The sequence below is a fragment of the Holophagales bacterium genome, assembly GCA_016719485.1.
Taxonomy (GTDB): domain Bacteria; phylum Acidobacteriota; class Thermoanaerobaculia; order UBA5066; family UBA5066; genus UBA5066.
Genome location: JADJZB010000028.1, coordinates 124,340 through 138,463, shown reverse-complemented (window position 1 = coordinate 138,463; position 14,124 = coordinate 124,340). Strand labels below are relative to the sequence as shown.

Annotated in this window: 13 protein-coding genes, 1 other RNA gene and 2 pseudogenes; all 16 read left to right on the top strand. The window is 70.0% G+C overall.

Translation table 11 applies throughout. From position 1 onward, the window contains the following. Positions 1–34 precede the first annotated feature (34 nt). The 16 genes and pseudogenes from thrS (at position 35) to IPN03_19330 (ending at position 14,121) form a co-directional block, all read left to right on the top strand. Positions 35–1,993, top strand: a complete 1,959-nt coding sequence (thrS, locus tag IPN03_19405) for a threonine--tRNA ligase (GenBank protein ID MBK9375820.1) — start codon at positions 35–37, stop codon at positions 1,991–1,993. An 80-nt stretch (positions 1,994–2,073) separates the two neighbouring features. After that, a complete protein-coding gene (locus IPN03_19400) occupies positions 2,074–2,574 on the top strand; it encodes a translation initiation factor IF-3 (protein MBK9375819.1) in 501 nt (166 codons plus the stop codon). Positions 2,575–2,632: 58 nt separating this feature from the next. Then, positions 2,633–2,836, top strand: a complete 204-nt coding sequence (gene rpmI, locus IPN03_19395) for a 50S ribosomal protein L35 (protein MBK9375818.1) — start codon at positions 2,633–2,635, stop codon at positions 2,834–2,836. 21 nt (positions 2,837–2,857) lie between these two features. Then, a complete protein-coding gene (gene rplT / locus IPN03_19390; GenBank protein ID MBK9375817.1) occupies positions 2,858–3,220 on the top strand; it encodes a 50S ribosomal protein L20 in 363 nt (120 codons plus the stop codon). A gap of 11 nt (positions 3,221–3,231) precedes the next feature. After that, positions 3,232–4,361 (top strand): annotated as a pseudogene (gene pheS / locus IPN03_19385) (phenylalanine--tRNA ligase subunit alpha). A gap of 4 nt (positions 4,362–4,365) precedes the next feature. Further along, positions 4,366–6,432: a phenylalanine--tRNA ligase subunit beta gene (gene pheT / locus IPN03_19380; protein ID MBK9375816.1), complete on the top strand. Its 2,067-nt coding sequence runs from the start codon at positions 4,366–4,368 to the stop codon at positions 6,430–6,432. A gap of 11 nt (positions 6,433–6,443) precedes the next feature. Then, positions 6,444–6,779 carry a hypothetical protein gene (locus tag IPN03_19375; protein MBK9375815.1) on the top strand — a complete coding sequence of 112 codons (336 nt, stop codon included), beginning with the start codon at positions 6,444–6,446 and terminating at the stop codon, positions 6,777–6,779. A gap of 51 nt (positions 6,780–6,830) precedes the next feature. Then, positions 6,831–7,049, top strand: a pseudogene (locus IPN03_19370) (cell division protein ZapA). A 117-nt stretch (positions 7,050–7,166) separates the two neighbouring features. Further along, a non-coding RNA gene (gene ssrS / locus IPN03_19365) (6S RNA) lies at positions 7,167–7,353 on the top strand. A gap of 104 nt (positions 7,354–7,457) precedes the next feature. Further along, entirely contained in the window at positions 7,458–9,065 is a 1,608-nt protein-coding gene (rny, locus tag IPN03_19360) for a ribonuclease Y (protein MBK9375814.1), read from the top strand. An 81-nt stretch (positions 9,066–9,146) separates the two neighbouring features. Then, a complete protein-coding gene (locus IPN03_19355; GenBank protein MBK9375813.1) occupies positions 9,147–9,938 on the top strand; it encodes a YmdB family metallophosphoesterase in 792 nt (263 codons plus the stop codon). Between the two features lie 38 nt (positions 9,939–9,976). Beyond that, positions 9,977–10,234: a Trm112 family protein gene (locus IPN03_19350; protein ID MBK9375812.1), complete on the top strand. Its 258-nt coding sequence runs from the start codon at positions 9,977–9,979 to the stop codon at positions 10,232–10,234. A 229-nt stretch (positions 10,235–10,463) separates the two neighbouring features. Continuing rightward, the gene (locus tag IPN03_19345; protein ID MBK9375811.1) at positions 10,464–11,456 is read left to right on the top strand and encodes an O-antigen ligase family protein; all 993 of its coding nucleotides are present in this window, start codon (positions 10,464–10,466) and stop codon (positions 11,454–11,456) included. 69 nt (positions 11,457–11,525) lie between these two features. Next, positions 11,526–12,947, top strand: coding sequence for an exodeoxyribonuclease VII large subunit (gene xseA / locus IPN03_19340; GenBank protein ID MBK9375810.1), 1,422 nt, complete (start codon positions 11,526–11,528; stop codon positions 12,945–12,947). Next, entirely contained in the window at positions 12,947–13,225 is a 279-nt protein-coding gene (xseB, locus tag IPN03_19335; protein MBK9375809.1) for an exodeoxyribonuclease VII small subunit, read from the top strand. The genes xseA and xseB overlap by 1 nt, the downstream gene beginning before the upstream one ends. Then, positions 13,222–14,121, top strand: a complete 900-nt coding sequence (locus tag IPN03_19330) for a polyprenyl synthetase family protein (GenBank protein ID MBK9375808.1) — start codon at positions 13,222–13,224, stop codon at positions 14,119–14,121. Before xseB ends, IPN03_19330 begins: the two co-directional genes overlap by 4 nt. Positions 14,122–14,124 lie beyond the last annotated feature (3 nt).

Here is a 14,124-nt window from a genome sequence, read left to right as displayed (position 1 = left end):
ATCCCCACCAGCTCGATTGGAGGAGGTCGTCGCCATGTCTGCCATCGCCGAACAAGTCGTCCGCCTGACCCTTCCCGACGGTTCCGTCCGGGAGGTGGCTACGGGTACGACCGGCGAGGCCGTGGCGGCTTCCATCGGGGCGCGTCTCGCCAAGGACGCCCTCGCGGTGAAGGTGGACGGCCGGATACTCGACCTGAAGAGGCCGCTGACGGCCTCCGGCGCCTTCGAGGTCATCACCCCGAAGCACCCCGACGCCCTCGAGGTCTACCGGCACTCGACGGCCCACCTGACCGCCCACGCCGTGAAGCGCCTCTTCCCGGGCGTGAAGATCGGAATCGGACCGGCCATCGAGCACGGCTTCTACTACGACTTCGACCCGGGCCGGCCCTTCACGCCCGAGGACCTCGAGAGCATCGAGGCCGAGATGCGGAAGATCGTGTCGGAGAACGCCCCGGTCGAGCGGCTCGAGATGTCGAAGGCCGAGGCCGTGAAGATCTTCGAGGAGCAGGGCGACCACCTCAAGGTGGAGATCGTCTCCGGCATCCCCGAGGGCTCCCTCTCCTGCTACCGGCAGGCCGACTTCATCGACCTCTGCCGCGGGCCGCACGTCCCGGCGACGGGGAAGCTCGGCGTCTTCAAGCTGACGCACGCCGCCGGCGCCTACTGGAAGGGCGACGAGACGAAGCCGATGCTCCAGCGGATCTACGGGGCGGCGTTCCTCTCCCAGAAGGAGCTGGACGAGCACCTGCACCGGATGGAGCAGGCCCGGGCCCGCGACCACCGCAAGCTCGGCAAGGAGCTGGGGCTCTACCTCTTCCACCCCTGGGCGCCGGCCTCGCCGTTCTTCCTCCCGAAGGGGGCGACGGTCTACACGCTCCTCGTCGACTACATGCGGAGCCTCTACCCGAAGTACGGGTACACGGAGGTCGTGACCCCGCAGGTCTACGACGTCGAGCTCTTCAAGAAGTCGGGGCACTACCAGAACTACCACGAGAACATGTTCTTCACGGTGGCGGACGAGCGGGAGTACGGCATCAAGCCGATGAACTGCCCGGGTCACTTCCTGATGTTCTCGCAGCAGGCCTTCTCCTACCGCGACCTGCCGGTCCGCTACGCCGACTTCGGGCGGCTCCACCGCTACGAGCGCTCGGGCGTGACCCAGGGGCTGACGCGCGTCCGGACGTTCTGCCAGGACGACGCCCACCTCTTCGTGACCATGGAGCAGCTGCCGGCGGAGATGGACCGCTTCATCGACCTGATCGACGAGGTCTACGGGGCCTTCGGCTTCCCCGAGGTGAAGGTCGCCCTGGCGACGCGCCCCGAGAAGTTCATGGGGACGGTCGAGAACTGGGAAATCGCCGAGAAGGCGCTCGCCGCGACGTTCGAGCGGCGCGGCCGGGCGTACGAGATCAACCCGGGAGACGGCGCCTTCTACGGTCCGAAGCTCGACTTCCAGGTGACCGACGCGATCGGCCGTCCCTGGCAGCTCGGGACGCTGCAGGTCGATTTCTCCAACCCCGAGCAGTTCGACCTCGACTACACGGCCGAGGACGGGTCGAAGAAGAGGCCGGTGGTCCTCCACCGGGCGGTCCTCGGCTCGCTCGAGCGGTTCTTCGGGATCCTCGTCGAGCACACGGGGGGCGACTTCCCGCTCTGGCTCGCGCCCGAGCAGGCGCGCGTCATCCCGGTCTCCGACAAGCTCCTCGAGTACTCCCGGAACGTCGCCGCCGCGCTGCGCGAGGCGGGGCTCCGGGTGACGATCGACGAGCGGAACGAGAAGCTGGGTGCCAAGATCCGCCACGGGGAGCTGGAGAAGGTCCCCGTCCTCCTCGTCGTCGGCGAGAAGGAGCGCGAGGCGGGAGCGGTTTCGCTGCGCAAGCGGCACGAGGGGGACCTCGGGTCGCGCCCGCTCGAAGACGTCGTGTCAGAGATGAAACAGGCCGTCGTCGCGCGTGCGGCGACGTGGGGCGCCCCGGCGCCCGCCAGAACGTAAACGCGTCGTCGTAACGAACAGGAGGAAGCGCCATTTTCTTTCGAGGCGGTCCACGGATCCCCCCCCAGAAGAACTCCCCGATCAACGAGTACATCCTTCGTTTTCCCGAGGTGCGCCTCATCGCCGAGGACGGCGAGCAGCTCGGGGTCGTCACGCCACAGGACGCGCTCGCGAAGGCGCGTGAGGTGGCCCTCGACGTCGTGATCATCGCGGAGCAGGCCCAGCCTCCGGTCTGCAAGATCATGGACTTCGGCAAGTTCACCTTCGAGAAGAAGAAGAAGGAGCACGAGTCGAAGAAGAAGCAGAAGGTGACCCAGGTCAAGGAGGTCAAGTTCCGCCCGAACATCGACGACCACGACTACGACTTCAAGATCAAGAACATCGTCCGGTTCCTCGAGGAAGGGGACAAGGTCAAGGCCACGATCCAGTTCCGCGGCCGCGAGATGTCCCGCCTCGACAACGGGCGCAAGGTCCTCCAGCGTCTCAGCAAGGACCTCGAGGGGAAGGCCCACGCCGAGGGCAACCCCGAGATGCTCGGCAACCGGATGCACATGATCTTCGGACCGCCGAAGAAGCACTGATCATTCCCGGCCTCAGAACCGAACCTGGGACCACGTTGGAGCAAGGAGAACCCGGCCCATGGCCACCCACAAGAGGAAGACCCACCGCGGCGCCGCGAAGCGCTTCACGATCACTGCCAAGGGAAAGTTCAAGCGCGGCCACGCGATGGCGCGGCACATCCTGACGAAGAAGGCCTCCGGCCGGAAGCGCCAGCTCGCCAAGTCGGGCCTCGTCGCCAAGGCCGACGAGCACACCGTCCGCAAGATGCTTCCCTACGCGTAAGAAGGAAGAGGAGATAAGGCCATGCCTCGCGTCAAGCGCGGAACAAAGAGGAAGGATCGCCGGAAGAGGATCCTGGATCTGGCAAAGGGCTACTACGGAACCAAGCACAACTGCTTCCGCATCGCCGAGCTGCAGGTCGAGCGTTCGCTCGCCTACGCCACGCGCGACCGCAAGCAGAAGAAGCGCGAGTTCCGGGGGCTCTGGATCACCCGTATCAACGCCGCCGCCCGTATGAACGACATCAGCTACTCGCAGCTGGTGGCGGGGCTGAAGAAGGCCGGCTCGGACGTGAACCGCAAGGTCCTCGCCGAGATCGCCTTCCAGGACCCGAAGGGCTTCACGGCGCTCGTCTCGTCCGCCAAGAGCGCCCTCGCCGCCGCCTGAGGCGGGCGGGGATGAGCGGCATTCGCCCCGAGGCCGGGGGGCCCGGGGGGCCGCAAGCAGCGCCCCCCGGGAGCCCGGTCTCCGTCGAGGAGGCCCGCGGCCTTTTCGCTGTCGAATTGTCCGAGTCGGAGGCCGCCGCGATCTCTCGCGGCGGCCTCTTGCCGGCGGACGTGGCGGCGCTGAAGGTCCGCTGGCTCGGCAAGAAGCAGGGCGTCGTCACGGCGCTCCTGGCGCGCCTCAAGGAGGTGCCGAAGGAGGAGAAGTCCGCCTTCGGTGCCGGCGTGAACGCCCTCAAGCAGGAGGTCGAGGCCCGCCTCGACGCTCTCGAGACGGAGTCGGCCGACCGCGCAGCGGCTCTCGCCGAAGCGGCGAAGGCCGTGGACGTCACGCTCCCGCCGCGGACGCCGACGGTGGGGCGCCTTCACCCGCTGACGATCGTGAGGCGCCGGATCGAGGCGTCGTTCCGCGGCCTGGGATACGAGGTCGCCGACGGTCCCGAGATCGAGACCGACTGGTACAACTTCGAATCGCTGAACTTCCCGCCCGACCATCCTGCGCGGGATGCGGTGGACACGTTCTTCGTCGAGGGGGCGGGACGGGGCGCGACGCGCTGCTGCTCCGGACGCACACGTCCCCGGTCCAGATGCGGACGATGGAGAGCCGCAAGCCCCCCATCCGGGTCCTCTGTCCCGGGCGCGTCTACCGCAAGGACGACATCGACCCGCGTCACTCGCCGGTCTTCCACCAGATGGAAGGGCTCGTGGTCGACGAGGGGATCACGTTCGCCCACCTGCGCGGGACGCTCGCGGCCTTTGCGAAGAGCTTCTTCGGGGGGCGCGCCGAGGTGCGCCTCGCGCCCACGTTCTTCCCGTTCGTCGAGCCCGGCGTCGACTGCGCGGTGAGCTGCGCCTTCTGCGAGAAGGGCTGCCGCATCTGCTCCTTCTCGGGCTGGATCGAGATCATGGGAGCCGGGATGGTCCACCCGAACGTCCTGGCGAACGCCGGCATCGACCCGGAGCGCTACACCGGCTTCGCGTTCGGAATGGGAATCGACCGGATCGCAATGCTCCTTCACGGCATCCCAGACCTGCGGCTCCTCTTCGAGAACGACGTCCGGTTCCTCGACCGGACGTGGACATGACGCCATGAAGTTCCGCCTCGAATGGATCGGGCAGTACCTGCCCGGCGAGCTCCCCGATCTCGAGACGCTCCGCCGCCGGCTGACCGACGTCGGATTCATCGTCGAGGGGACGGAAGGCGAGGGCCGCGAGGCCGTCCTCGACGTCGAGCTGACGGCGAACCGGCCCGACGGGATGAACCACCGCGGCCTCGCGCGGGAGGCCGCCTGCGCCCTCGGGCGGGAGTTCCGCGACGTGCCCGCGCCCACCCCCGCCGAAGGCCCGGTCGACGCCGCCGCGCTCGCGACCGTCGCGATCGAGGAGCCGGCGCTCTGCTCGCGCTACTCGGCGAGGATCGTCGAGGGGATTCGGGTCCGCGAAGCCTCGCCTGCGCTCCAGGAGCGTCTCCGGGCGCTCGGGATGAACCCGATCAGCGCGCCGGTCGACGCCACGAACCACGTCCTCTGGGACATCGGGCAGCCGACGCACGCCTTCGACCTCGACACGCTCGCGAAGGGCCCGGATGGCCGCCCCGCGATCGTCGTGCGGCGGGCACGGTCCGGGGAGACCCTCGTCACGCTCGACGGCGTCGAGCGGACGCTCTCGCCCGAGCACCTCGTCATCGCCGACGCCGAAAGGCCCGTCGCCCTCGCGGGCGTCATGGGCGGCCTGCACACCGCGATCACGCCGTCGACGACGCGCGTCCTCATCGAGTCGGCCCACTTCAGCGCCACGGCGGTGAGGAAGACGGCGCGGCTCCTCGGGATGCACACCGACGCCTCTCACCGCTTCGAACGCGGCGCCGACCCGGCGACGACGGTCGAAGGGCTGAACAGGGTCACGGCGCTCCTCGTCGCCGGCTGCGGCGGCACGGTGGCGCACGGCGTGATCGACGTCCTCGCCCGCGCGATCCCGCCGAAGGTCGTGAAGCTCCGGCACGCGCGCCTCGTCTCGTTCCTCGGGATGGACGTTCCGTTCGCGCGCGCCGTCGAGATCCTCTCGGCTCTCGCCTTCGGCGTGAAGGAGACGGAGCCGGGTGTCCTCGCGGTGACGGTCCCGAGCTGGCGGATCGACGTCGAGCAGGAGTGCGATCTCATCGAGGAGGTCATCCGGGTCGTCGGGTACGGTGCCCTCCCGGAGGCGCTCCCGCCGCCGTTCAACCCGACCTGGTCCGAGCCGATCCTCGCCCGGGAGGATCGCGCCCGCGACGTTCTCGCGGCGGCCGGCTTCGTCGAGGCGTGCAGCTATTCGTTCGTCTCGGCCGAGGAGAACGCCCCGTTCGCGTCCGCCGTCTCCGGCTCCGCCCCGGTGATCGCCAACGCCCTCGGCGAGCCTTTCACGACGATGAGGGCGACCCCGGTCATCGGCCTGCTCCGCTCCGCACGGCACAACGTTCGCCGCGGCCACGCCGATCTCGCCCTGTTCGAGGTCGGCCGTTCGTACGCTCTCGTCGAGGGGAGGCCGGTCGAAAGCCGGCGCGCGGCGGTGCTCCTGCACGGGCGCCGGGGAACCCACTGGGCCGCCGCGTCGCGCCCCGCGGACTTCTACGACGGATCGGGTGCCGTGGCCGCGCTTTACGCCGGCTTCGGCGCCGGGGCGCCCCAGATCCGGCCCGCGTCGTTCCCGTTCCTCGCCCCCGGCCGGTCGGCCGAGGTCGTGGCCGGCGGAACGGTCGTCGGCTGGGTCGGCGTGCTCGCCGGGCCTCTCGCCTCCTCGTGGGATCTCGGCGAGGCGGTCGTGGCGGACGTCGACGTCGCGGCGATCCCGGCTTCGCCGCCCCCGTCGACCGTGGAGATGCCGTCTCGCTTTCCGGGAAGCGAAGTCGACCTGACCGTGACGCATCCCTTGTCGGTCGCCTGGGAGGCGCTCGAGTCGGCCGTCCGGCGGGACGCCCCCGGCGAGCTCCTCCGGGTCGATACGAAGTACCTCTGGCGTGGAGCAGGTGTTCCCGAGGGATTCGTGAAGACGACCCTCACGGTCGCCTACGGCTCCCAGGAACGCTCCCTCGGAAGGGACGAGATCAACCGCTGGCGCGACGAAGCCGCCCGGCGGCTCCTCCTCGTGCCGGGCGCGGCCGTGGATGGAATTGCTTGAAGGAGAACGAGATGAGCGGAAAGAAGGAAAAGGCCCCCGCCGAGGAGCAGGTTCCGGCGGTTGCAGAGCTCGAGCAGCTTCTCTCCGCCATGGAAGAGCGGGTCGCCAGGCTCCTGTCCGCGGTGCAGGGAAGCGCCGCCGAGAACGGCCGCCTCCGCGCCGCTCTCGAGGAGACGGCCGCCGAACGGGACCGCCTCAAGGCCGAGCTGACCGACAGCCGTGAAGGGGCCGTCCACGTGGCCGAACTGAACGAGAGGCTCTCGAGGATGTCCGTCGAGCGGGAAGAGGTCCGTGCCCGTATCGAGCGTCTGGTCAAGAGCTTGGAGGAGCCGGCCGCCGAAGTCTGAGGCGCCGCGTGATATCCTCTCCGGCGGCAGCAAAGAAGGAGAGCTGCCGGGATGGAGAACAGGCCTACCGTCATCCAGGTGGAGATCTTCGGACAGACTTATTCGGTCCGCGCGGCCGGAGAGGCGGAGTACATCCTCGACCTCGCCGCGTTCGTGGACCGGAAGATGCGGGAAGTGGCGGCACACGCCCCGACCGTGGACTCGACGAAAATCGCCATCCTGACGGCCCTGAACGTCTCCGACGAGTTCCATCAGTACCGATTGAAGACCCGGATGGGTGATCCGGGGCGGCTCCTGCCGGTGGCGGGCCGCCTCGTCGAGAAACTGGACGAGATCCTCGGGATACTGCCTGCGGATGTCCCGGCGCGAGCCGGAACGGATATATCTGGCACCCTGCGCGGTGCGTGATTGAGCAAATGTCCTTGAACCGATATTTGAACCCTGAACGTCCCGAAGCCCGGCCACCCTGTGACGCCCCGGCTCCGGCCGGGGAACTGACGGGTCGCCCCGGGTCGTTCGCCCTGGTTTACCGAGGGTTCAAAGACTCAGGCTCACACGGCCGAGGCGGGGGCCTTTTTCCCGCGAGGGCTTCCTAGCGGCAGCATTCCCCCGGTCTCTCGTTTCCGCTTCCCGGCACAGGGTCACCCTCGACGACATGCGAGACGAGGGGGACTACAGGTGAATCCAGCTAGTTACATCGCCATCGCCGTAGCCGCGATCCTCTTTGTGGCGGCGGTGGTTTTCTTCGTCCGTGCGACGAAGGCGAGGGCGAATGCCGATCAGGCCCGGGCCCTCGCCGACCTCGAGGCGCGAAAGGTCCTGGAGACGGCGAAGCTCCAGGCCGAGGCCGAGGTCCGTCGCGCCCAGTCCACCGCGCAGAAGGCCGAGCTCGACGCCAAGGAGCATCTTCTCAAGGCCCGCGAGGCCGTCGACGAGGAGGTGGCGCGCCGGCGCAACGAGCTCGTCGACCTCGAGAAGAGGCTCCTGACGAAGGAGGAGTCGCTCGACCGGAAGATCGGCACCGCCGAGAAGCGCGAGCAGGACGCGGAGAACCGGTCGAAGAACCTCGACAAGCGCGAGAAGCACGTCGACGAGATCGAGGCCGAGGCCCAGAAGGAAGCCGAGTCGCTGGTGGTCGCGCAGCGCGCCAAGCTCGAGCAGATCGCGGGGCTGACGACGGAGCAGGCGAAGAAGGACCTGATCCGGGACCTCGAGAACGAGGCCCGGCTCGAGGCGACCGGACTCATCCGTCGCATCGAGGAGGACGCCGTCGACAACGCCCAGATGAAGGCGAAGCGCCTCCTGGCGATGACGACCCAGCGGATGGCTTCCGACTACGTCGCGGAGACGACGGTGACCGTCCTCGACCTGCCGAGCGACGAGATGAAGGGTCGCATCATCGGCCGCGAGGGGCGGAACATCCGCGCCGTCGAGGCGGCCACCGGGGTCGACATCATCATCGACGACACGCCGGAGGCCGTCCTGCTCTCCTCGTTCGACCCGATCCGGCGCGAGGTCGCCCGGCGGGCGCTCGAGCGGCTGATCCAGGACGGGCGGATTCACCCGGCCCGGATCGAGGAAGTCGTCGAGAAGGTCCGCGCCGAGCTCTGGGAAGACCTCAAGAAGACCGGTGAGGCCGCCGCCTACGAGTTCGGCATCGCCGACCTCCACCCGGAGCTCGTGAAGCTCCTCGGGCGCCTGAAGTACCGGACGAGCTACGGGCAGAGCGTCCTGCAGCACTCGAAGGAAGTCGCCTGGGCCGCCTGCCACATGGCGAGCGAGCTGAAGGTCGACGTCGCCGTCGCCAAGCGCGCCGGCATCCTCCACGACATCGGCAAGGCGATCGACCGCGAGCAGGAGGGGACGCACCTCGAGCTCGGCCGGCAGCTCCTCAAGAAGTACGGCGAGAGCGAGGCCGTCATCCACGGCATGGAGTGCCACCACGGCGACTACGAGCCGCGGACGATCGAGGCGGTCCTCGTGAACGCCGCCGACGCCATCTCGGCCGCCCGCCCCGGCGCGCGACGCGAGATCATCGAGACGTACGTCAAGCGCCTCGAGAAGCTCGAGCAGATGACGCAGGGGATGAAGGGGGTCGAGAAGACCTTCGCCATCCAGGCGGGACGCGAGCTGCGCGTCATCGTCGACGCCAAGCAGGTCAACGACGCCGACTGCTTCTGGATGTCGAAGGACCTCGCCAAGCGGATCCAGTCCGAGCTCCAGTACCCCGGCCAGATCCGGATCACCGTCATCCGCGAGACCCGCGCGGTCGAGTACGCCAAGTAGGCTCGCGAAATCCCACGTACGCCCGCCGCCCCGGGGCCTCCCCGGGGCGGCGTCGTCCCCAGCCCCGGAAAGGACCAGGTCGTGAAGCTCCTGTTCGTCGGAGACGTCGTCGGAAAGCCGGGCCGCAAGGCCCTCGGGCTGCTGGAGAAGGTCATCGCCCGCGAGGCGATCGACTTCACCGTGGTCAACGTCGAGAACGCGGCGGGAGGGTTCGGCGTGACCGCGGAGATCTTCGCGGACCTCTCGAAGCTCCCCATCGACGTCTTCACGTCGGGCAACCACATCTGGGACAAGAAGGACTTCGTTCCCCTCCTCGACGACATCCCGAACCTCATCCGTCCCGCGAACTACCCGCCGGGCAACCCGGGGCGGGGCTGGTCGATCCAGTCGACGCCCGCGGGAATACCGGTCGGTGTCCTGAACCTGCAGGGGCAGGTCTTCATGGCCGCGACCGACTCGCCGTTCCGCGTCGGCGACGTCTGCCTCGAGGAGATGAAGGCGGCCTGCCCGGAGCTGAAGGTGGTCGTTATCGACATCCATGCCGAGGCGACCTCCGAGAAGCAGGCGACGGGGTGGTGGTTCGACGGGCGCGCCTCGCTCGTCATCGGGACGCACACCCACGTCCCGACCGCGGATGCCCGGGTCCTGCCGAAGGGGACGGCCTACCAGGGCGACGCCGGTATGACCGGGGCCTACGAGGGGATCATCGGATTCGACCCGAAGAACATCCTCGAGCGTTTCCGGTTCCAGACGCCCCGCGGCATGGAGACGGCCACGCGCGACGTCCGCCTCTGCGGCGCCATCGTCGACGTGGACGAGGCGACGGGGAAGGCCCGGTCGATCACGCCGATCCAGGAGAAGCTCGGTTCCTGATCCGTCAGGGCGGCCGCACCTCCTGCTAGCATTCGGACATGGCCGTAGATCCCGAGCTCCTCGCCATCCTCGCCTGCCCGGCATGTGACGCCCGACCGGCCGTGACCCTCTGCCCCCTCGAGGCCGGGGCCGCCGCGCAGGTCGTCGAGAAGTACCGCGACAGGTTCCGCGACGAGGAACCCGTCGTGACCGAGGGCCTCCACTGCGGCGCCTGCGGCCGGGTCTACCCGATCGTCTCGGACATCCCGGTCATGCTGGTCGAAGAGGCCCTCCCCGCCGGGGCCCGCGCGTCCTGAACCTGCTCCCAGGCTCACTTTCCCACCGGGCTCCGCTCCCGCGTGCGGCGTTCGCTGTGCTCGTCCTGTGCGTGGCGCTGAGTCACGTGATGGCGGTCGCGAACATCGCGCTCGCCCTGGCGCTCCTCGCCTCGCTGCTCTGGCGCCTGGCGGTCCGGCGGGCCGGGAGAGAACCCTCGGGCCCTTCCGAAGGACGTCGCCGCTTCACGGTCCCGTCGCGCCGTTCCTATTGCTGTCGATCCTCGCAGTCTTCTTCTCGACCGACGCGATCCGCTCGGCCCGGGAGGTCAAGGGCCTCGTCACGTTCCTGCTCGTCGTCCTCGTGGCGGCGCTCGTCGACGGTGTCGAGGACGCCCACCTCGTCGTGGACGCCCTCCGGCTCACCACCCTGTACCTCGTCCTGAGGGGCCTCGTCGACTACTTCATCCTCGGCTACGACAACGTCTGGGAGAGGCCCTCCGGCGGGCTCTCGATCTACATGACGTACGCCGGGCTCCTGATGGTTCTCTCGCTCGTCCTGGCGGCGCGCGCGCTGACGGCGGGGCGGCCGCGTCCGCAGCGCGTCGCCGACGGAGCCCTCGCGCTGGCCGCGATCCTCCTCGTGGGCCTCACCTTCACGAGGAGCGCCTACCTCGGACTGGCCGCCGGGGTCGTCGTCCTCGTCCTCACGGCCCGTCCCCGGCTCGTTCTCGCCGTCCCCCCGCTCGCCGTCCTGCTCGTTCTCGTCCTGCCTGCGGGCGTGCGGGAGAGGGCGGCCTCGACGTTCGACCGGACCGACGCCGCCGCGCGCGACCGGCTCGCGATGTGGTCGTCCGGGGCCACGATGATCTCGGAGCGACCGTTCTTCGGGGTCGGTCCGGGACGGATAACCGAGCTTTACCCGGTCTACCGCCAGCCGGAATTCGTGGAGGCGAACGTCGGTCACCTCCACAACAACCTGGTGAACGTCTCCGCGGAGACGGGCGTTCCCTCGGCCATCGCCTACCTCGCGATCGTCGTCGCCGTCCTCGCGGCCGGATGGCCCCTCTCGCGGGACCGGTCGCGCCCCGCCGTGCGCTCCCTGGCCCGCGGGGCGCTCGCGGCGAACGTCGCGCTCTTCGTGGCCGGGATGTTCGAGTACAACTTCGGCGACGTGGAGATCCTCCGGCTGATGCTCGTCGTCCTCGCGCTCCCGTTCGCCGCGGCTCGCGGCGCCGGAGCGCCGGCCCCACCGGTCTCCTAGGCTCGCCGGGGGCGCCGCCGCCCCGGCCCGGTGTCGAGACTTCTCTTCCACGCCAATAGAATGAGGGAGATGTCGTTCCGCTACAGGGTGCCGCGGCGACCGCTGGCCGGTTCCACGGAGCCGACCCTCCCGTTTGGCGACGGACCTCCAGGGGCGTCGGCGATCACGGTCTCGCTCTTCGTGGCGAGGCTCAACGGCGTCCTGCGTGCCTCGCTCCCCGACACGTGGGTGAAGGGTGAGATCGGGGATTGGCGGATCTGGTCGTCGGGGCACGCCTACTTCACGCTCAAGGACGCCTCGGCCGCGCTACCGGCCGTGATGTGGTCGTCGGACGTCGCACGGGTTCCGTTCCGCCCCGAAGAGGGGATGGAGGTCCTGGCCCGGGGACGGCCCGACGTCTACGCCCGCAGCGGCAAGCTCTCCTTCGTCGTTTCCGAGATCCAGCCCGTCGGGGCCGGCGCGCTGCAGCTCGCCTTCGAGCAGCTGAAGGCGAGGCTCGCTGCGGAGGGGCTGTTCGATCCGTCCCGGAAGCGGAAGCTTCCCCTCCTCCCGCGCCGGATCGGGGTCGTGACGTCGCGGCACGGCGCCGCCGTGCGCGACGTCCTGAAGGTCCTGTCGGCGCGCTTTCCGAACGCGCACGTGACGGTCTGGCCGGTGGCGGTTCAGGGCGCCGCGGCCCCGGACGAGATCGCGCGCGCCGTCGAGGGGTTCTCGCGCCACTCGGCCGCGGACGTCGTCATCGTGGCGCGCGGGGGCGGGTCGCGCGACGACCTGTCGGCCTTCAACGACGAGAGGGTCGTCCGCGCCGTGGCGGCCAGCCGCATTCCGACGATCTCGGCCGTCGGCCACGAGATCGACGTGACGCTGACCGACCTCGCGGCCGACCTGCGCGCCGCCACGCCGTCGCAGGCGGCCGAGCTCGTCGTAGCCCGCCGGGACGACTTCGAGGGCCGAATCGAGGGCCTCGGGCGCGAGCTGACGCGGACCCTGAAGGGCCGCCTCCTGGCGGCCCACGCCGACGCGGCCCGCCTGCTGAACGCCCCTGCGCTCGCCGGCTTCCCGGCGCGGGCGGCGTCGCTCTCCGCGCGGGCGTCCTCGGCGGCCCGGGAGCTCCTCTCGGCAGTCCGGCGCCTGCCGGCGGCATACCGCGAGCGCCTCCTGCGGGCCGAAGGGGCGGTGGCGGCATGGCCGTCCCGGGCCGCCCTGCCTCTCGGTCTCGCGCGCACGGCGGCGGCCGAGCGGGCGGCGTCGGAGCGGCTGGAGCGGCGTCTCGGCGCCTCGCGCGAGCGGCTCGGAGCGCTCGCCGCCTCGCTCTCGGCGCTCGACCCGCTCCGCGTGCTGGCACGAGGCTACTCTGTGACGTACGTCGAGGGGGCGACGGCTCCCCTCGTCGACGCGGAAGGCGTCGCACCGGGCGACGCCCTCCGGATCGTCCTGGCGCGCGGGACCGTGAGAGCGCGCGTGACGGACATTTCGAAGGACGGTGCGTGATGACGGCGAAGGCGAAGCTCCCGAAAGGGCTCACGTTCGAGAAGGCGCTCGAGAGGCTGGAGAAGATCGTCGCGGAGCTGGAGGACCCCGAGAGGGGCCTCGAGGCGTCGCTGGAGCTCTTCGAGGAAGGCGTCGCGCTGTCGCGTTTCTGCCGCGGCAAGCTCGAGGAGATCCAGAAGCGGGTCGACGTCGTCCTGAAGGAGACGCCCGAGGGTCTCGAGACGGAGCCCCTCGACGCGCCCGGCGCAGACGACGCAGCGGGGGAGGACGAGGCGTGAGCCTCGGGGCGTTCCTCGCCGCGGCGAGAGGAGAGGCCGAAGCTGCCCTCGAACGGATCCTCCCCCCGGCCGGCGAGGGTCTCGCCGACGCGATGCGCTACAGCACGCTCGCGGGAGGAAAGCGCCTGCGTCCCGCCCTCGCGCTCGCCGTTCACGACGTCCTCGGAGGGAGCGCCGCGCCACGCGACGAGGTCGCGGAGGCCGCGGCGGCGCTCGAGCTGGTCCACACCTACTCGCTGATCCACGACGACCTCCCCTGCATGGACGACGACGCCCTGCGCCGGGGCAAGCCGACCTGCCACGTCGTGCACGGCGAGGCGATGGCCCTCCTGGCGGGCGACGCCCTCCAGTCGCTCGGCTTCGAGGTCCTCGCCTCCCGGCCGCGCGGCGAGGCCCTGGCGGCCCGCCGCGCGGAGGCGGTCCTCCTCCTGGCGCGGGCGATCGGCTCCGGAGGGATGGCGGGCGGGCAGGCGCTCGACCTGGCCGCGTCCGGGCACGGACGGGAGGACCTTCGGACGGCGGGGCGTCTGAAGGAGATCCACGAGAAGAAGACGGGGCGCCTCCTGTCGGCCTCGTGCGAGCTCGGGGCCGTCCTGGCGGGGGCGACCGGAGAGCGGCGGGAGGCCGCCGCGCGGTTCGGCGACTCCCTGGGCGTCCTCTTCCAGATCGCCGACGACCTCCTCGACGTCACCGCGACGGCCGCGGTTCTCGGCAAGAGCGTCGGCAAGGACGTCGCGCAGGAGAAGCTCACCTACGTCTCCGTCTTCGGTGTCGACGGCGCGGTCGTCGAGCGGGAGAGGACCCTGGCCCAGACACTCTCCCTGGCCCGGGTGCTGGAGGGTGCCCCGGGGCTCCTGGCGGCGGTGGCCGAGTACGCCGGACACCGGGACCGTTGACCG

What these genes read in the sequence shown, in the direction of transcription:
- xseA (MBK9375810.1), top strand. Translation starts at nt 11,526, where the DNA reads ATGTCGTTCCGCTACAGGGTGCCGCGGCGACCGCTGGCCGGTTCCACG.
- thrS (MBK9375820.1), top strand. Translation starts at nt 35, where the DNA reads ATGTCTGCCATCGCCGAACAAGTCGTCCGCCTGACCCTTCCCGACGGT.
- xseB (MBK9375809.1), top strand. Translation starts at nt 12,947, where the DNA reads ATGACGGCGAAGGCGAAGCTCCCGAAAGGGCTCACGTTCGAGAAGGCG.
- IPN03_19350 (MBK9375812.1), top strand. Translation starts at nt 9,977, where the DNA reads ATGGCCGTAGATCCCGAGCTCCTCGCCATCCTCGCCTGCCCGGCATGT.
- IPN03_19375 (MBK9375815.1), top strand. Translation starts at nt 6,444, where the DNA reads ATGAGCGGAAAGAAGGAAAAGGCCCCCGCCGAGGAGCAGGTTCCGGCG.
- pheT (MBK9375816.1), top strand. Translation starts at nt 4,366, where the DNA reads ATGAAGTTCCGCCTCGAATGGATCGGGCAGTACCTGCCCGGCGAGCTC.
- rplT (MBK9375817.1), top strand. Translation starts at nt 2,858, where the DNA reads ATGCCTCGCGTCAAGCGCGGAACAAAGAGGAAGGATCGCCGGAAGAGG.
- rpmI (MBK9375818.1), top strand. Translation starts at nt 2,633, where the DNA reads ATGGCCACCCACAAGAGGAAGACCCACCGCGGCGCCGCGAAGCGCTTC.